The 16715-nt window shown below is 57.7% G+C and carries 18 protein-coding genes; 12 read left to right on the forward strand and 6 right to left on the reverse strand.

Annotated elements, in window-relative coordinates:
* Nucleotides 1-137: 137 nt before the first annotated feature.
* Both A1WC_RS11650 and A1WC_RS11645 read left to right on the forward strand, forming a co-directional pair.
* Entirely contained in the window at nt 138-1061 is a 924-nt protein-coding gene (locus tag A1WC_RS11650) for a LysR substrate-binding domain-containing protein (protein WP_012541541.1), read from the forward strand.
* A gap of 296 nt (nt 1062-1357) precedes the next feature.
* Nucleotides 1358-3730, forward strand: a complete 2373-nt coding sequence (locus A1WC_RS11645; protein ID WP_016161188.1) for a glucose/quinate/shikimate family membrane-bound PQQ-dependent dehydrogenase — start codon at nt 1358-1360, stop codon at nt 3728-3730.
* A gap of 69 nt (nt 3731-3799) precedes the next feature.
* Here A1WC_RS11645 and A1WC_RS11640 read toward each other — a convergent pair whose 3' ends face one another.
* From A1WC_RS11640 to cybB, 3 genes are all read right to left on the reverse strand, one after another.
* A complete protein-coding gene (locus tag A1WC_RS11640) occupies nt 3800-4918 on the reverse strand; it encodes an S-(hydroxymethyl)glutathione dehydrogenase/class III alcohol dehydrogenase (RefSeq protein ID WP_008804656.1) in 1119 nt (372 codons plus the stop codon).
* A 24-nt stretch (nt 4919-4942) separates the two neighbouring features.
* Nucleotides 4943-5218 (reverse strand): metal/formaldehyde-sensitive transcriptional repressor, encoded by a 276-nt coding sequence (locus A1WC_RS11635; RefSeq protein ID WP_004101746.1) that lies wholly within the window; start codon nt 5216-5218, stop codon nt 4943-4945.
* A 105-nt stretch (nt 5219-5323) separates the two neighbouring features.
* Nucleotides 5324-5851 carry a cytochrome b561 gene (gene cybB / locus A1WC_RS11630; RefSeq protein WP_008804655.1) on the reverse strand — a complete coding sequence of 176 codons (528 nt, stop codon included), beginning with the start codon at nt 5849-5851 and terminating at the stop codon, nt 5324-5326.
* A gap of 273 nt (nt 5852-6124) precedes the next feature.
* On the opposite strand from cybB, the gene A1WC_RS11625 reads away from it, so the two are divergent.
* A complete protein-coding gene (locus A1WC_RS11625; RefSeq protein ID WP_016161189.1) occupies nt 6125-6493 on the forward strand; it encodes a hypothetical protein in 369 nt (122 codons plus the stop codon).
* Between the two features lie 9 nt (nt 6494-6502).
* On the opposite strand, the gene A1WC_RS11620 is transcribed toward A1WC_RS11625, so the two are convergent.
* Both A1WC_RS11620 and A1WC_RS11615 read right to left on the reverse strand, forming a co-directional pair.
* The gene (locus tag A1WC_RS11620; RefSeq protein WP_008804653.1) at nt 6503-6688 is read right to left on the reverse strand and encodes a hypothetical protein; all 186 of its coding nucleotides are present in this window, start codon (nt 6686-6688) and stop codon (nt 6503-6505) included.
* Nucleotides 6689-6930: 242 nt separating this feature from the next.
* Entirely contained in the window at nt 6931-7395 is a 465-nt protein-coding gene (locus A1WC_RS11615) for a winged helix-turn-helix transcriptional regulator (protein WP_012968054.1), read from the reverse strand.
* 194 nt (nt 7396-7589) lie between these two features.
* Between A1WC_RS11615 and A1WC_RS11610 the strand changes: the two genes are divergently transcribed.
* Nucleotides 7590-8738, forward strand: coding sequence for an MFS transporter (locus A1WC_RS11610; protein ID WP_008804651.1), 1149 nt, complete (start codon nt 7590-7592; stop codon nt 8736-8738).
* Nucleotides 8739-8895: 157 nt separating this feature from the next.
* Nucleotides 8896-9897 (forward strand): adenosine deaminase, encoded by a 1002-nt coding sequence (add, locus tag A1WC_RS11605; protein ID WP_016161191.1) that lies wholly within the window; start codon nt 8896-8898, stop codon nt 9895-9897.
* Between the two features lie 35 nt (nt 9898-9932).
* On the opposite strand, the gene A1WC_RS11600 is transcribed toward add, so the two are convergent.
* Nucleotides 9933-10973 carry an oxidoreductase gene (locus tag A1WC_RS11600; protein ID WP_008804649.1) on the reverse strand — a complete coding sequence of 347 codons (1041 nt, stop codon included), beginning with the start codon at nt 10971-10973 and terminating at the stop codon, nt 9933-9935.
* Nucleotides 10974-11163: 190 nt separating this feature from the next.
* On the opposite strand from A1WC_RS11600, the gene blr reads away from it, so the two are divergent.
* The 7 genes from blr to rsxC all read left to right on the forward strand — a co-directional run.
* Nucleotides 11164-11301, forward strand: coding sequence for a division septum protein Blr (gene blr, locus A1WC_RS11595; RefSeq protein ID WP_012541534.1), 138 nt, complete (start codon nt 11164-11166; stop codon nt 11299-11301).
* 115 nt (nt 11302-11416) lie between these two features.
* A complete protein-coding gene (locus A1WC_RS11590; RefSeq protein WP_016161192.1) occupies nt 11417-12787 on the forward strand; it encodes a GH1 family beta-glucosidase in 1371 nt (456 codons plus the stop codon).
* Nucleotides 12788-13005: 218 nt separating this feature from the next.
* Nucleotides 13006-13221, forward strand: a complete 216-nt coding sequence (gene ydgT / locus A1WC_RS11585; protein ID WP_004202843.1) for a transcription modulator YdgT — start codon at nt 13006-13008, stop codon at nt 13219-13221.
* Nucleotides 13222-13296: 75 nt separating this feature from the next.
* A complete protein-coding gene (locus A1WC_RS11580) occupies nt 13297-13737 on the forward strand; it encodes a DUF2569 domain-containing protein (RefSeq protein WP_008804647.1) in 441 nt (146 codons plus the stop codon).
* Nucleotides 13738-13815: 78 nt separating this feature from the next.
* Nucleotides 13816-14397: an electron transport complex subunit RsxA gene (gene rsxA, locus A1WC_RS11575; RefSeq protein WP_002907658.1), complete on the forward strand. Its 582-nt coding sequence runs from the start codon at nt 13816-13818 to the stop codon at nt 14395-14397.
* Nucleotides 14397-14975 (forward strand): electron transport complex subunit RsxB, encoded by a 579-nt coding sequence (gene rsxB, locus A1WC_RS11570; RefSeq protein WP_008804646.1) that lies wholly within the window; start codon nt 14397-14399, stop codon nt 14973-14975. The genes rsxA and rsxB overlap by 1 nt, the downstream gene beginning before the upstream one ends.
* On the forward strand, nt 14968-16715 hold a 1748-nt coding region (rsxC, locus tag A1WC_RS11565), incomplete at its 3' end, for an electron transport complex subunit RsxC (RefSeq protein ID WP_016161193.1). The genes rsxB and rsxC, both read left to right, overlap by 8 nt.

The raw sequence follows: 16715 nt of genomic DNA on the forward strand, positions 1-16715 counted from the left end.
GGGAAGGCGTTTTAAACCGTGGGGAAAGATCTTGTAATGTAATCAGGTCAAATGTTAATAATATTTTGCTATCTGGTTATCAAATTTAAACAAGGCCGCTTGTCTCTTTCACCGCTGTGTTTTTAACATCATCTACTATGGAAAAAAATGGTCTCTTCAGTCAGCGCATTCGCTTGCGCCATCTACACACCTTCGTGGCCGTCGCTCAACAGGGAACGCTGGGGCGCGCGGCTGAAACTTTAAATCTGAGCCAGCCTGCACTCTCGAAAACGCTTAACGAGCTTGAACAGCTAACCGGTACCCGGCTGTTCGAGCGGGGCCGCCTGGGGGCGCAACTCACCCTGGTCGGCGAACAGTTTCTGACTCATGCCGTTAAGGTACTTGATGCCCTTAACTCAGCGGGTCAGGCGCTGAACCGTAAAGAGGGGCTGAATAACGACATTGTGCGTATCGGCGCGCTGCCTACCGCCGCGCTGGGGATCCTGCCAACGGTGATCGGCCAGTTCCATAAGCAGCAAAAAGACATCACGCTGCAGGTCGCCACCATGAACAACACCATGCTGCTGGCGGGGTTAAAATCCGGGGAGATCGATATCGGTATCGGACGCATGTCCGACCCGGATCTGATGAGTGGACTCAACTATGAACTGCTGTTCCTCGAATCCCTGAAACTGGTGGTTCGCCCGGGACACCCCCTGCTTCAGGAGACCGTGACCCTGAGCCGGGTAATGGAGTGGCCCGTCGTCGTTTCGCCGAAGGGCACCGTACCGCGGCAAAACGCCGAAACGTTGCTCCAGAGCCAGGGCTGTAAAATGCCCGCCGGCTGTATCGAGACCCTCTCGGCTTCGCTGTCACGCCAGCTGACGGTCGATTTTGACTATGTGTGGTTCGTACCTTCCGGGGCGGTGAAAGACGATCTTCGCCGGGGTGTGCTGAGCGCCCTGCCGATTGCCACCCAGGGCGCCGGAGAGCCCATCGGCATTCTGACCCGCGTCGATGCGACGCTCACGCCAGGTACGCAAACCTTGCTCAGCGCCATCCGCAAGTCAATGCCTGCCTGACCCCGCTTTCTCCCCGGTAGCCTTGCCGGGGAGCCTACGTACGTCGATGTGGTGCGACGGACGGTGCAACACATTTAGCAAAATAATCATTTAGTGCGAAATCATTCATTAACAATTGCGTAAATTTCTTTAACAGATCTATCATATCGCGATTTCACCAAATGGTTCATTTGAAATCACATCAAGCAATAAACCTGCGTTTATGAAGGTACAAACCTCTTCATTCAAAAATAAAACAGAAAACACCTGTTTCATTTGGTTCATGATGAAGTGGCGGGAGTGGTTAAGGAGATTACATGGCAACTGGCAACGCGCCGCGCGGATTCCCCCGGATCCTGCAGTGGCTTCTCGCCGGACTGATGCTCATCATCGGTCTGGCTGTGGGTATTCTTGGGGCAAAACTGGCCCTCGTCGGCGGTACACTGTACTTCGCGCTGATGGGCGTGGTCATGGTCATCGCGGCGGTGTTGATTTTCCGCAACCGCCGCGGCGGTATTCTGTTATACGCCGTGGCGTTTATCGCCTCGGTGATCTGGGCGATTAGTGACGCTGGCTGGAGCTACTGGCCGCTCTTCTCGCGCCTGTTTGCGCTCGGCGTCCTGGCCTTCCTTGCCGCCCTGGTCTGGCCTTTCCTCGCCAGCCCACCGGCAAAAAAAGGCCCGGCATATGGCGTCGCCGCCGTTCTCGCCGTGGCGCTGGCGGTGAGCTTTGGCTGGATGTTCAAATCCGAACCACTGGTTAGCGCCACTGAAGCGGTGCCAGTGAAGCCCGTCGCGCCGGGCGAACAGCAGAAAAACTGGGCGCACTGGGGTAATACCACCCACGGCGACCGTTTCGCCGCGCTGGACCAAATCAACAAACAGAACGTCAACCAGCTGCAGGTGGCCTGGGTGGCGCATACTGGCGATATCCCGCAGAGCAATGGCTCCGGGGCGGAAGATCAAAACACCCCGCTGCAGATTGGCGATACTCTGTACGTCTGCACCCCTTACAGCAAAGTGCTGGCGCTGGATGTGGACAGCGGAAAAGAGAAATGGCGCTATGACTCCAAATCCTCTTCGCCCAACTGGCAGCGCTGCCGCGGCTTAGGCTATTACGAAGAGAGCCAGGCGCAAACCGCGCCAGCGTCAGGCACGCAGCCTGCCGCCTGTTCCCGTCGTCTGTTCCTGCCGACGATCGACGCCCGCCTGATCGCCATTGATGCCGATACCGGCAAACTGTGCGAAAGCTTCGGCGATGGCGGTATTGTCGACCTCAGCGTCGGCATGGGTGAAGTGAAAGCGGGCTACTATCAGCAGACCTCCACCCCGCTGGTAGCGGGCAATGTGGTAGTGGTGGGCGGCCGCGTCGCGGATAACTACTCCACCGGCGAACCGCCGGGCGTGGTCCGCGCGTTTGACGTCCACACCGGCAAACTGGCGTGGGCGTGGGATCCCGGCAATCCAGCGCTGACCGGTGTTCCGCCGGAAGGCCAGACCTATACGCGCGGTACGCCAAACGTCTGGTCGGCGATGTCCTACGACGCGAAGCTGAATCTGATCTATATGCCAACCGGCAACGCCACGCCAGATTTCTTTGGCGGCGAACGTACCGCGCTGGACGATAAATACAGCTCCTCTATCGTGGCTGTGGATGCCACCACCGGCCAGGTGCGCTGGCACTTCCAGACCACGCACCACGACCTGTGGGACTTTGACCTGCCGTCTCAGCCGCTGCTGTACGACCTGCCTGACGGCAAGGGCGGTACCACCCCGGTGCTGGTGCAGACCAGCAAGCAGGGCATGATCTTTATGCTCAACCGCGAGACCGGCGAGCCAGTGGCCAAAGTGGAAGAGCGTCCGGTACCGGCGGGCAACGTCAAAGGTGAACGCTACTCTCCGACGCAACCTTACTCGGTAGGGATGCCGATGATCGGCAACCAGACGTTGACCGAATCCGATATGTGGGGGGCGACACCGATCGACCTGCTGCTGTGCCGTATTCAGTTCAAAGAGATGCGCCATCAGGGCGTCTTTACCCCGCCAGGTGAAGACCGTTCCCTGCAGTTCCCGGGCTCGCTCGGCGGCATGAACTGGGGCAGCGTTTCGGTGGATCCGAACAACAGCCTGATGTTCGTCAACGATATGCGTCTGGGTCTCGCCAACTATATGGTGCCGCGCGCGAAGGTGGCGAAAGACGCCAGCGGGATCGAGATGGGCATCGTGCCGATGGAAGGTACGCCGTTTGGCGCCATGCGCGAACGTTTCCTGTCGCCGCTGGGCATTCCGTGCCAGAAACCGCCGTTCGGCACCATGTCCGCGGTGGATCTGAAAACCGGGAAACTGGTGTGGCAGGTACCGGTTGGCACCGTAGAAGATACCGGGCCGCTGGGGATCCGGATGCACATGCCCATTCCGATCGGCATGCCGACCCTTGGCGCGTCGCTGTCGACGCAGTCCGGACTGCTGTTCTTCGCCGGTACCCAGGATTTCTACCTGCGCGCCTTTGATACCGCGAACGGGAAAGAGATCTGGAAATCGCGTCTGCCGGTCGGTAGCCAGTCCGGCCCGATGACCTACGTCTCACCGAAAACCGGTAAGCAGTACATTATTATCAATGCTGGCGGCGCCCGTCAGTCACCGGATCGCGGCGATTACATCATTGCCTACGCGCTCCCGGATCATCACTGATCGACCTAAGCAAAAGGGCCCATCCGGGCCCTTTTTTTATCGGTGACGATACGCCATCAGCGTTAGCGATTACTGGTCGCCAAAGTGGATCACGGTGCGAATCGATTTGCCTTCATGCATCAGATCAAAGGCCTCGTTAATCTGCTCCAGCGGCAGGCGATGGGTAATAAACGGGTCGAGGCGAATTTTACCAGCCATGGCGTCCTCCACCATTCCCGGCAGCTGACTGCGCCCTTTCACGCCGCCGAAGGCGGAACCGCGCCACACGCGGCCGGTCACCAGCTGGAACGGACGGGTCTTGATCTCCTGGCCCGCACCGGCTACGCCGATGATCACGCTCTCACCCCAGCCTTTATGGCAGCACTCCAGCGCGGCGCGCATCACGTTGACATTGCCGATGCACTCGAAGCTGAAATCCACCCCGCCGTCGGTCAGTTCGACAATCACATCCTGAATCGGCTTATCGTAGTCGTTCGGGTTGATAAAGTCGGTTGCCCCCATCTCTTTGGCGAGGGTGAACTTATCCGGGTTGGTATCGACCGCCAGAATACGCCCGGCCTGCGCCTGCACCGCGCCCTGGATCACCGCGAGACCAATGCCGCCCAGACCAAAGACCGCGACGCTATCCCCGGGCTTGACCTTCGCCGTGTTGTGCACTGCGCCGATACCGGTGGTGACACCGCAGCCCAGCAGGCACACTTTATCCAGCGGCGCCTGCGGATTGACTTTCGCCAGCGAGATCTCGGCGCAAACCGTATATTCGCTGAAGGTGCTGGTGCCCATATAGTGATAAATCGGTTCGCCGTTATAGGAGAAACGGGTGGTGCCGTCCGGCATCAACCCTTTGCCCTGGGTGGCGCGCACCGCCTGACAGAGATTGGTTTTACCCGACTTACAGAACTTGCACTCGCCGCATTCGGCGGTATACAGCGGGATCACGTGGTCGCCCGGCTTAAGGCTGGTGACGCCCTCGCCCACTTCCACGACAATCCCGCCGCCTTCATGGCCCAGTACCGCCGGGAAAACACCTTCCGGATCGTCGCCGGAGAGGGTGAAGGCATCGGTGTGGCACACGCCGGTGTGGGTGATTTTCACCAGAACTTCGCCTTTCTTCGGCGGCGCGACGTCAATCTCAACGATTTTTAACGGCTGGCCAGGACCAAAGGCAACTGCTGCGCGTGATTTCATAACTGTCTCTTCCTCGTCGTGATGTTATTTTAAATAGGATCGTAGCAGATGACCGACCTCTGCCATTCTCGCGGCCCGCTGGTCCGGGGTGGTCTCGCCGCTAACCAGCTCGTCCTGCAGGTGGATCTCCACCATTTCGCCCATCAGGCCATTTGCCGCACCGCGAATCGAGGCAATCTGCTGCAGGATTGTCATGCAGGGTTCGCCGGACTCCAGCGCGCGCTCGAGGGCCTCGACCTGGCCGCGGATGCGGCGTACGCGACTGAGCGCCCGTTTTTTATCTTCAGGTGAATGTGGCACGATTACGCCTCCGTATCATATAGGGGGGTATACTATATTTTATTACCCATAAAGGCAAAAAAACCCCGTCGCGGGACGGGGTCAGGCAAAAAGGGTAACGATCATTTAGCGCTTACGAGGCATCATCCGCAGCAGGGTATTATCTTTCCACCAGTAATGATGGACCAGCGCGGCAAGGGCATGCAGGCCAATCACGAAGTAGCCCGCGTTGGCTAACCATTCATGGATCGCCTTCAGGGTGTCCACCCGCTCAAAATCGCTCTGCGGGGCATACGGCATGGTCAGGCCAAAGGCGTACCAGGGATTTCCGCGCCAGTACATCATCACCATCCCGATCAGCGGCAAGGCAATAAATAGCAGATAGATAACCAGATGGCCGAGATGAGCAAAACCGGTCATCATCGGCGACGGTTTCGGCACGATCGGCGGCGCTGGCGACTTCAGCCGCACCAGCAAACGCGCCACCATCAGCGCGCAGATGGTGATCCCGCAGGAGACATGAATCATATTAATCAGCGGCCGGTCACTACGGGGAAAAAATCCACGTAGCTCCATTGCCGCATAAGCCACAACCACCAGCAAAAAGACCAACCAGTGAATACCGATCTGCAGGCCCGAATATTTATCGCGCATGAAATTTCCTTAATGGAAAGAGTGATATCGCCAACATAGCGGCCTTCTCTTAAATTTTCATTAACCTTTACGTTGAATTAACAATTGATTACCGCATTGCGCCGATCCGCTCCCGACCCGGGAAGGCGCAGCATGCCTCGACGTGCTGAAGCGAACAGGCAACCGGCAGTCGGTACGCTATTACAAAATTAAACAGTTTTGTCACCTTCCCCTGTCCTGTCCTTCTCTATAGTAGAGAGCATCTGTCGAGCCACGTTGCGCATGGAGATGAGAATGAAGAAAATCGGCTTACCGCTATTGTTGCTGGCGTCGCTGGCTGTCCCGGCTTTCGCTGCGGACTGCCAGCCTAACGGCATTGGCGGATCATTTTGCATAAACGATGATGGCACCACCACCGACACGGTACCGAATGAAGTGAATGGTATGGATACTTACTCGGACAATGGCGGGTATACCAGCTCCCTGCCCGATCAGTCGGGGGCCGATGAAGCGCTGGAAGGCTCGACGATGTCGACGCAACAGGATACGGTCGCCAGCAGCGGCCAGGGCGATAGCGCACTGGCTGGCCGCGACTGGCATGCACCGTCCAATCTCAATGATGGCGCCGCCACCTCCAGCATGAGTCTGCTGGATAAACCCTGAGATCGGATGCTAAGCGAGGCTCCAGCCTGCGGCGCCGATAGCGACGGCGAACAGCAGGCAGGCCAGCGCCGTTTTGCGTAACAGCATGGTATAGAATGAAATCGCAACGCCAATAAAGACCACAATCAGAATCGGCCACATGCTTAATAGCAGCAGCAGAAAACCCTCAATATTGTTATGGATTACGCTCTCCACATCCGCATCCTTGCCTCATCGTCGATAAAGTAAGCAGAATTTAATATGTAACATGAATACATTCAAATAAAATATAAATGCAAATGATTATGCACAGCATTCTGCGGCGGACGGAGGCTCGCCTGTCTCGGCGTCCTGGGGGTGCCATCAGGAGCCGCCACGAAAAGAGACGTCAGGATGGTTCCAGGACCACTTAGTGGTACGCTCGTACTCTTGCTGGGATCGCGCTCCCCTTCAGACCTTCATTCGCCGCTGATATCCGACACTACGCGCCGGCGATGGCAGTCGCCTGGTTGCAGTTTATCCCCCTGAGCGGAACGCACATCCAGATACTGAAGCGGCTGACCGTGTTCGTTATCCAGCAGGACAGAATAGGTTTCCCCCTGATCAAACATATAACGCTCTCCCCATTGCCGCATCGCCACAACAATGGGAAACACAGATCTCCCCTTTTCAGTCAGGACGTATTCCTTGTAGGCGCTGCCATCCGATGCCGGTAAAATCGCGAAAATACCGATATCGACCAGGTGCTTCAGCCGCGAGGCAAGGATATTTTTGGCCAGCCCTAGATTCTTTTGAAACTCGCTGAAGCGCCGCACATCGTCAAATGCCTCGCGAATAATCATCAGGCACCAGCGTTCTCCAATTGATTCCAGCGTTCTTGCCACCGGACATTCACTGGTTCTGAGTGATTCCTGTTTCGCCATCTGCGTGCTCTCCGTCTATCAGTCTGCTGTTGCCAGCTTAATCTCCCCTCGTAGCAGTTGCAAAAGAAAACCACTATGGCTAGTTTTATAAGCATACTAGTTTTAAAAAGCAACCAGAATGCAGGCCTCTTATGAAATGCAAGGCAAGTTTGTGTACCGAGCACGAGATCCCGACCGCGTCCGCCCCTGTCACGATGCTGACCGCGGGGATAACGGCGCTGTTTTCATTGACCTGCGCGCTGGCGGTAGCCAACGTTTATTCAGCTCAGCCTTTACTCGACTCGATGGCGGTCAGCCTGAAGGTGTCGCCCGGTATGATTGGCAGCGTCGTCACGGCAACGCAGGCGGGCTATGCCATTGGTTTGCTGTTCCTGGTTCCGCTCGGGGACGGGTTGAACCGTAAATACGTGGTGTTGACTCAGCTGTTGCTGTCAGTGGCGGCGTTAGTCGTGGCAGGGTTATCCCCTAATATCGCGATCCTGCTGGGTGCCATGCTGATCGTCGGGCTGATGGCCGTGGTGGTGCAGTTGATGGTGGCGTGGGTGGCGATACTGGCGACGCCGCAGAAACGAGGCCAGGCGGTAGGTACCCTGACCAGCGGCATTGTTTCAGGCATTCTGTTATCTCGTTTTATATCAGGGGCGATCGCTGATATCGCCGGCTGGCGAGCCGTTTATCTCACGGCTGCCTGTCTGATGTTGTTGATTGCCGGCGTCGTCTGGAAAGTCATGCCTTCGCCCCCGCCGCAGCCGCAAAAGCCCACTTATCTATCCTTACTGAAGTCAGTTTTTCAGCTGTATCTCACTGAACCGCAACTGAGAAAGCGCGGGATCCTGGCGCTGCTGATCTTCGCCGCTTTCAGCATGCTGTGGACGACCATGGTCATGCCGCTCACCGCTCTTTCCCTGTCGCACACCCAGACAGGGATGTTTGGCTTAGCCGGCATCGCTGGCGTGCTGGCCGCCTCAAGGGCGGGCAGATGGGCTGACCAGGGATGGGCGCAGCGCACGACCGGCCTGGCGCTGGCGCTGCTGGCGCTCTCCTGGCTGCCTATCGCCTGTGCCGAAACCTCTCTGCTCTGGCTGATAGCGGGCGTTATCGCACTGGACTTTGCGGTGCAGGCCGTTCATGTCACCAACCAGAGTCTGATTATTGCCGCCAGGCCTGCAGCGGCAAGCCGCCTGGTTGGGGCTTACATGTGTTTTTATTCGCTGGGCAGCGCGGCAGGCGCTATCGTCGCCACCCAGCTCTATTCTCACTGGGGATGGCAGGCGGTTTGCCTTGCCGGCGCCGCGGTCAGCGCCTGTGCTTTTCTGGTCTGGTCAGGATCGCGTCAATCATGAACGTCGTGCTCGCTGTAAAATGGCGCAGCGAAAAAGAGCGGAAAAGTGACCAGAGAAGCCCCAGCTGTTTGTATCGAATGGATTTTTTCAATGCTTTTAAACAGTTATGTACATGTTGTATAATGACGTGCACTTTAACTAAAAAAAGAGTGCGACCATGATTGATTCTTCATTGCCATTAACCGACATTCACCGCCACCTTGACGGTAACATCCGGGCCCAAACCATCCTCGATCTTGGCCGCGAGTTTAATATCGCCCTTCCCGCTTCCACCCTCGACACGCTGCGTCCCCACGTCCAGGTCACCAGCCTTGAGCCCGATCTGGTCAGTTTTCTTGCCAAGCTCGACTGGGGGGTAAAAGTCCTTGCCTCACTGGAAGCCTGCCGTCGCGTGGCATACGAGAACGCCGAAGACGCCGCGCGCAATGGCCTGCACTACGTTGAGCTGCGCTTCTCTCCCCGCTATATGGCGATGACCCACCAGCTTCCTGTCGACGGCGTAGTAGAGGCAGTGATCGCGGGCGTACGTGAAGGCAGCCGCGATTTTCAGGTCGACGCCCGCCTGATCGGCATTCTGAGCCGCACCTTCGGTGAAGCGGCCTGTCAGGAAGAGCTGGCGGCGCTGCTCGCCCACCGCGAGGGCATCACCGCGCTGGATCTGGCCGGTGATGAGCAGGGCTTCCCGGGCGCGCTGTTCCTCAACCATTTTAATCAGGCCCGCGACGCTGGCTGGCATATTACCGTCCACGCTGGCGAAGCGGCCGGACCGGAAAGTATCTGGCAGGCCATCCGCGAGCTGGGCGCGGAGCGCATCGGTCATGGGGTCAAAGCGGTAGAGGATCCGGCCCTGATGGACTACCTGGCCAAACATCAGATCGGCATTGAATCATGCCTGACCTCGAATGTGCAAACCAGCACCGTGGCTTCGCTGGCCCAGCATCCACTGAAGCAGTTCCTTGAGCACGGCGTGCTGGCGAGCCTCAACACTGACGATCCGGCGGTGCAGGGCGTCGATATCATTCACGAGTACACCGTGGCGGCGCCGGCGGCGGGCCTGAGCAGGGAGCAGATCCGTCAGGCACAGATCAACGGTCTGACCCAGGCGTTTCTGAGCGAACAGGAAAAAGCCGCTCTCATTCAGCGGGTGGCGAAAGGTTGATCACCGGCCCGGCGGCAGCGCTGCCGGGCTCCCCCTCACACCAGGCTGAGCGTGGCGCGATGTCTGGCCGACTCGATACCCAGCTCAATCAACGTCATGATCTGAATCGCCTCGCTGGCCGGGACCGGGTTTTCTCCCTCCCCGTTAAGCGCGTCGCGAATGGCGGCATAGTAGGCGGGATAGTTGCCCGGCAGCGTCAGCCATGTCTCCTCGCTTCGTTCGTCGCCTTCGGCGCGGGTCAGAGTACCGTCGCGCATATCATACCCCCAGTCCTCCTGCGGCAGTCGTTCACCGTTTTTTAGCCGTTCCTCCTGAGGATCAAGGCCGAACTTAATATAGCTGGCCCGCGAGCCGTGGACGATAAAGCGCGCGCTCTCCGCCGCAGCGAGCAATGTGCCATGCAGCACCACCCGCCGCTGGGGATAGGCCAGCACGGCGTGAAAATAGTCGGTGGATTGCGCGCCGGGGCGAAGTTGAGCGAGATCGACTGTGATACTCACCGGCAGGCCAAAGAGCACCACCGCTTGATCAAGCAGATGTGGCCCCAGATCGTACCAAATGCCACTTCCGGGACCACCCTGCTCACGCCAGCGCTGACGCACCTGGGGGCGGAAGCGATCGAAATGCGACTCAAAGTAACACACTTCCCCCAGCTGACCTTCGTTAATTAACGCCCTGACGGTTAAGAAGTCACTGTCCCAGCGGCGGTTATGAAACACCGACAGCACCCGGCCGCAATGCTTCGCCAGACTCTCCAGCTCGCGTGCTTGTGACAGTGTCACGGTAAAGGGTTTATCCACCACCACATGTTTGCCCGCTTCCAGCGCCGCTTTCGCCAGCGGAAAGTGGGTATCGTTCGGGGTGGCGATGACCACCAGATCAATATCAGGATCGTTGAGCAAGTCCTTTGCCGCACTCACCACCCTGACCCCCGGCCAGTCGGCATGGACTTTGCCGGCCTCGCTGCTGGAGACCCTCGTCAGCGCCATGCCCGGCGTGCCGCCGATCAGCGGCGCGTGAAACGTTTTGCTGGCGTAACCGTAGCCTATCAGCCCTACCCGGATCGCGTCACTCATGTTACCGCCTCACTTATTCAGCTAATGTCAATATCGCGTAGATGAGAATAATCTTACAAACAATGAGCAAAATTTATCATTTGATTCACAGCTGTTTTCCCGCATGCGTGCAAAATCAGACAGATACCCCTTGTGATCTGCTGACCTTGGAGTAACATTTCCCACTGTGTTCAAAGGATACTGAAGTGTTATGACGACTGTTTTTACCCGTATTGTAGAACTTATTGGCTGGATTGTTTTTGGGATTTCCGCACTGCTTTTGGTTATCGCCCACCATATTGATAACTACCAGTCGCCACCGCCAGCGGATGTGGTGCAGACAAAGTAGCGCCGCCGTGAAACAGTGACCCGCCTCGCAACTGTGCAACCGGTTTCAGAAACCGGTTGCACAGCTATCCTTGCTTTGATTACACTCCCTCTATCATCAGACTGGGAGCTTTTTCATGGCCGCTTTTCCGCACAATTTTTTATGGGGCGCCGCTACCGCAGCGTATCAGGTTGAAGGTGGGCACGACGCAGACGGTAAAGGACCGTCAATCTGGGACATCTACTCTCACCTGCCGGGTACCACCTTTGAAGGCACCACCGGCGATGTCGCAGTCGACCACTATCACCGTTTTCGCGAAGACGTTGCGTTAATGGCCGAAATGGGCCTGCAAAGTTATCGATTCTCCATCTCCTGGCCCCGGCTGCTGCCCGCCGGGCGCGGCGAAGTGAATGAAGCCGGCGTACAGTTTTACAGCGATCTGATCGACGAACTGCTGGCGCACAATATTGAGCCGATGATCACCCTCTATCACTGGGACCTGCCGCAGGCCCTGCAGGATGAGGGTGGCTGGGAAGCACGCACTACCGCCGAGGCCTTCGCCGAGTACGCCCGCCTGTGCTATGCGCGCTTTGGTTCACGGGTGAAGCTGTGGGCGACCTTTAACGAAACCATCGTGTTCATTGGCCACGGCTACATTAATGGTCTGCATCCCCCGGCGGTGCGCGATCCGGCGCGTGCCATTCAGGCGTGTCATCACGTGTTTATCGCCCATGCGCTGGCGGTCAAGGCATTCCGCGAGATGAACGTGGCGGGCGAGATTGGCTTCGTCAATGTGCTACAGCCGCATACTCCGCTCACCGACAGTGAGGCGGACAAAAAAGCCACCGAACTGGCTGACGCCATCCACACCCACTGGCTTTACGACCCGGTACTGAAAGGCACCTATCCTGCCGCCCTGCTGGCGCAGACCCAGGCGCTGTGGGGGGTACCGCGCTTTGCCCCGGACGATGACACACTACTGCGCGAGAATCGCTGTGACTTTATCGGGCTGAATTACTATCGCCGGGAAACGGTGTCCGCCCAGCAGCCCAACATCCCCACCGGTGGCGAACCTGGCGTGGAGGGGTTGTTCTATTTCGTGCGTAATCCGCAGAGCACCTATACCGAATGGGGATGGGAAATCTGGCCGCAGGGGCTGACGGACGGCATTATGATGATCAAGGAACGCTATGGCGATATCCCGATCTATATCACCGAAAATGGCCTGGGAGCGAAAGACCCGATAATTGCCGGAGAAGTGGTCGACGATCCGCGAATCGACTACCTGAGCAGCCATATTGGCGCCCTGGAAAAGGCACTGGCGCTGGGGGCGGATGTGCGCGGCTATTATCCCTGGTCGTTTATCGATCTGCTGAGCTGGCTCAACGGATATCAAAAGCAGTACGGCTTTGTCTATGTCGATCACCAGCAAAATCTGGCACGCAAACGAAAGAAGAGTTTTTATTGGTACAAATCTGTTATTGCCAGTCACGGCGAACAGCGTTAATCTTCTCTTGCGGGCGCCATTCGGCGCCCGGTCTGGTTTTAGAATATTCTTAAACTTCTCCCTGCTCTTCAAGGTCGGCTCTCGCCCCTTGTCATGGGTTTATATAACCTGAATCATTCCACCCGGCCCCATTCAGAAGGCGCCGTTGGTTGAGAGTAGGTTTAGTGAATGCTGATAATATTCAACATAATTATTCCGATTATAAAATGGATACGAAAATGACCGTTCTGGACTATTTATTAAAATTCCGCAAAATCAGTTCGCTCGAAAGTCTTGAAAAACTATTTGATCACCTTAACTACTCCCTGACCGACACCGAAGAGATCGTGAATATGTATCGTGCGGCCGACCACCGCCGGGCAGAGCTGGTCTCCGGTGGTAAATTGTTCGATGTGGGCCAGGTGCCTAAATCCGTTTGGCGATTCGTGCAGTAAGGCTGTCATCCTTCACGCCAGTTGCTTATACTTCCCGGCCTGATTTTCATTACTGGCGTTGAATAGGGGAGTAACATGACGTCTCAATCTGCAGAACGCATTGGCGGATGGCTGCTGGCACCGCTGGCCTGGTTGCTGGTGGCGCTGCTGAGCGCCTCCTTATCGCTGCTGTTTTTTGCTAATGCTCTCATGTCGACGCAGACGTATGCCCTGCTCCGCGCCATGAGCACCGGACATCTGGCGCTGTGGCTCGCTTCGCTGCTGTTTGCCGTCGCCATGTGGTATTACACGCTCTGGCTGACCATCGCGTTCTTTAAGCGGCGCTCGCTGGTCCCTAAGCACTATATTATCTGGCTGCTCATCACCCTGCTGCTGGCGATAAAGGCATTTGCCTTCTCTCCCGTCTCGGATGTCCTTGCTTTGCGCCAGCTGCTGTTTCCACTCTTGGCTGCCGCGCTCCTGGCGCCCTATTTTCGCCGTTCCCAGCGGGTAAAACGGACCTTTGTTCATCCGTAATAACCCCACACTTAACCTGTTGTCGCCGGTATCGTTTTATTCGATAATAAGCGGCTTTTTTTCGTTTCAGGTCGCATGATGGCTGATTATTTACTGCTCTTTATTGGTACAGTCCTGGTCAATAACTTCGTTCTGGTGAAGTTTCTTGGTCTGTGCCCGTTTATGGGGGTTTCCAAAAAGCTGGAAACCGCAATGGGGATGGGGCTTGCCACCACCTTCGTGATGACGCTGGCCTCTATTTGCGCCTGGCTGATTGATACCTGGATCCTTATCCCCTTAAATCTGGTCTATTTACGCACGCTGGCCTTTATTCTGGTCATCGCCGTGGTGGTTCAGTTCACTGAAATGGTCGTGCGTAAAACCAGCCCGGCGCTCTATCGCCTGCTGGGTATCTTTCTGCCGCTGATCACCACCAACTGTGCCGTACTCGGGGTGGCGCTGCTGAATATTAATCTGGGGCACAATTTCCTGCAGTCCGCGCTGTACGGCTTTGCCGCCGCCGTCGGTTTCTCGCTGGTGATGGTGCTGTTCGCGGCGATCCGCGAACGCCTGGTGGTGGCCGATGTGCCCGCGCCGTTTCGCGGTAATGCCATCGCATTGATTACCGCCGGTTTAATGTCTCTGGCTTTTATGGGCTTTAGTGGTTTGGTGAAGTTGTAATGAGCGCAGTCTGGATAGCCGTGATCGCCATCAGCCTGTTAGGGCTGATTTTCGGCTTAATACTGGGGTATGCCTCCCGCCGTTTTGCGGTGCAGGACGACCCGGTGGTGGAAAAAATTGATGAACTGTTGCCGCAGAGCCAGTGCGGGCAGTGCGGCTACCCCGGCTGTCGTCCCTATGCGGAAGCTGTTGGTGCCCAGGGTGAAAAAATTAACCGCTGTGCGCCGGGTGGCGAAGCCGTAATGTTAAAAATCGCCGCCTTACTGAACGTCGACCCGCAGCCGGTCGATGGCGATGAACAGGAGGCGGAGCCAGTTCGTATGCTCGCGGTAATCGACGAGCCGAACTGCATTGGCTGCACCAAATGCATCCAGGCGTGTCCGGTGGATGCGATTGTCGGGGCAACCCGCGCCATGCATACCGTGATGAACGACCTGTGCACCGGTTGTAATCTGTGCGTTGCCCCCTGCCCGACCCAGTGCATTTCGCTCGTTCCGGTGGCGACCACCCCGGAAACCTGGAAATGGGATCTCCATGCGATCCCGGTGCGCAATATTCCTGTGGAACAACATGTTTAAGTTATTTTCCGCTTTCCGAAAAGATAAAGTCTGGGATTTTAACGGCGGTATTCATCCGCCCGAAATGAAAACCCAGTCTAACGGTACCCCACTGCGCCAGGTGTCCCTGCCGCAGCGCCTTATCATTCCGCTCAAGCAGCATATTGGCGCCGAAGGCGAACTGTGCGTCAAGGTGGGCGATCGGGTGCTGCGCGGCCAGCCGTTGACCCGCGGATGGGGAAGAATGCTGCCCGTACACGCCCCGACCTCCGGTACCGTTACCGCCATCGCCCCGCACACCACCGCTCATCCTTCGGGGCTGGCGGAGATGAGCGTGATCATTGACGCCGACGGCGAAGACCGCTGGATTGAGCGCGATGGCTGGAGTGATTATCAGGTCCGTACGCGCGAAGCGCTTATCGAACGCATTCATCAGTTTGGCGTCGCGGGCCTCGGCGGCGCCGGTTTCCCCACCGGCAGCAAACTGCGCGGCGGCGGCGATAAAATTAAGACGCTGATTATTAACGCCGCCGAATGCGAACCCTATATCACGGCGGACGACCGCCTGATGCAGGACTGCGCCGCGCAGATTGTCGACGGGATCCGCATCCTCGCGCATATTCTGCAGCCTGACGAAGTGCTGATCGGCATTGAAGACAATAAACCGCAGGCCATTTCGATGCTGCGGGCAGTGCTCTGCGACGCCCATGGCATCTCGCTGCGCGTGATCCCCACTAAATACCCCTCCGGTGGGGCCAAGCAGCTTACCCAAATTCTCACCGGCAAGCAGGTACCGCACGGCGGTCGTTCGTCGGATATTGGCGTGCTGATGCAGAACGTGGGGACGGCCTATGCGATAAAACGCGCGGTGATTGACGGCGAGCCGTTAACGGAGCGCGTGGTCACCCTGACCGGCGAGGCGGTCTCGCGGCCGGGCAACGTCTGGGCGCGCCTTGGTACCCCGGTACGCCATCTGCTTAACGACGCCGGCTTCTGCGCCAGCGCCGAGCCAATGGTGATCATGGGCGGCCCGCTGATGGGCTTTACCCTGCCGGGGCTGGATGTCCCGGTGGTGAAGATCACCAACTGCCTGCTGGCGCCTTCCGCCAGTGAGATGGGCGAGCCGCAGGAAGAGAAAGGCTGCATTCGCTGCAGCGCCTGCGCCGACGCCTGTCCGGCCGATCTGCTGCCGCAGCAGCTGTACTGGTTCAGCAAAGGCCAGCAGCACGATAAAGCCACCGCGCACAATCTGGCGGACTGCATAGAATGCGGCGCCTGCGCGTGGGTTTGCCCAAGCAATATTCCGCTGGTGCAGTACTTCCGTCAGGAGAAAGCGGAGATCAGCGCGATTCGCCAGGAAGAGCAGCGCGCCGCAGAAGCTAAAGCGCGATTCGAAGCCCGACAGGCGCGCCTGGAGCGTGAAAAAGCCGCCCGCGCCGAACGGCATAAAAAAGCTGCCGTTCAGCCTGCCGCCAAAGATCAGGATGCGATTAACGCCGCCCTCGCCCGGGTACGCGACAAACAGCGTGATGCCGCGCAACCGATCGTGATTCAGTCTGGCGCCAAACCGGATAACAGCGAGGCGATCGCTGCACGCGAAGCGCGGAAGGCCGAAGCCCGGGCACGCAAGGCACAGCAGCAGGCCTCGTCGGTGGAAGCCCCGGTCGCCGAGCCGGTCGACCCGCGTAAAGCCGCGGTGGAAGCCGCTATCGCCCGCGCCAAAGCGCGTAAAGCCGAACAGCAGGTCGCGCCGGTGGAAGC

Origin of the sequence: Klebsiella sp. KTE92 (assembly GCF_000398905.1) — a bacterium.
GTDB lineage: Bacteria > Pseudomonadota > Gammaproteobacteria > Enterobacterales > Enterobacteriaceae > Klebsiella > Klebsiella variicola.

Coding starts and splice junctions, on each gene's coding strand:
- A1WC_RS11650 (WP_012541541.1), top strand. CDS start 138: ATGGAAAAAAATGGTCTCTTCAGTCAGCGCATTCGCTTGCGCCATCTA.
- A1WC_RS11645 (WP_016161188.1), top strand. CDS start 1,358: ATGGCAACTGGCAACGCGCCGCGCGGATTCCCCCGGATCCTGCAGTGG.
- A1WC_RS11640 (WP_008804656.1), bottom strand. CDS start 4,918: ATGAAATCACGCGCAGCAGTTGCCTTTGGTCCTGGCCAGCCGTTAAAA.
- cybB (WP_008804655.1), bottom strand. CDS start 5,851: ATGCGCGATAAATATTCGGGCCTGCAGATCGGTATTCACTGGTTGGTC.
- A1WC_RS11625 (WP_016161189.1), top strand. CDS start 6,125: ATGAAGAAAATCGGCTTACCGCTATTGTTGCTGGCGTCGCTGGCTGTC.
- A1WC_RS11615 (WP_012968054.1), bottom strand. CDS start 7,395: ATGGCGAAACAGGAATCACTCAGAACCAGTGAATGTCCGGTGGCAAGA.
- A1WC_RS11610 (WP_008804651.1), top strand. CDS start 7,590: ATGCTGACCGCGGGGATAACGGCGCTGTTTTCATTGACCTGCGCGCTG.
- add (WP_016161191.1), top strand. CDS start 8,896: ATGATTGATTCTTCATTGCCATTAACCGACATTCACCGCCACCTTGAC.
- A1WC_RS11600 (WP_008804649.1), bottom strand. CDS start 10,973: ATGAGTGACGCGATCCGGGTAGGGCTGATAGGCTACGGTTACGCCAGC.
- blr (WP_012541534.1), top strand. CDS start 11,164: ATGACGACTGTTTTTACCCGTATTGTAGAACTTATTGGCTGGATTGTT.
- A1WC_RS11590 (WP_016161192.1), top strand. CDS start 11,417: ATGGCCGCTTTTCCGCACAATTTTTTATGGGGCGCCGCTACCGCAGCG.
- ydgT (WP_004202843.1), top strand. CDS start 13,006: ATGACCGTTCTGGACTATTTATTAAAATTCCGCAAAATCAGTTCGCTC.
- A1WC_RS11580 (WP_008804647.1), top strand. CDS start 13,297: ATGACGTCTCAATCTGCAGAACGCATTGGCGGATGGCTGCTGGCACCG.
- rsxA (WP_002907658.1), top strand. CDS start 13,816: ATGGCTGATTATTTACTGCTCTTTATTGGTACAGTCCTGGTCAATAAC.
- rsxB (WP_008804646.1), top strand. CDS start 14,397: ATGAGCGCAGTCTGGATAGCCGTGATCGCCATCAGCCTGTTAGGGCTG.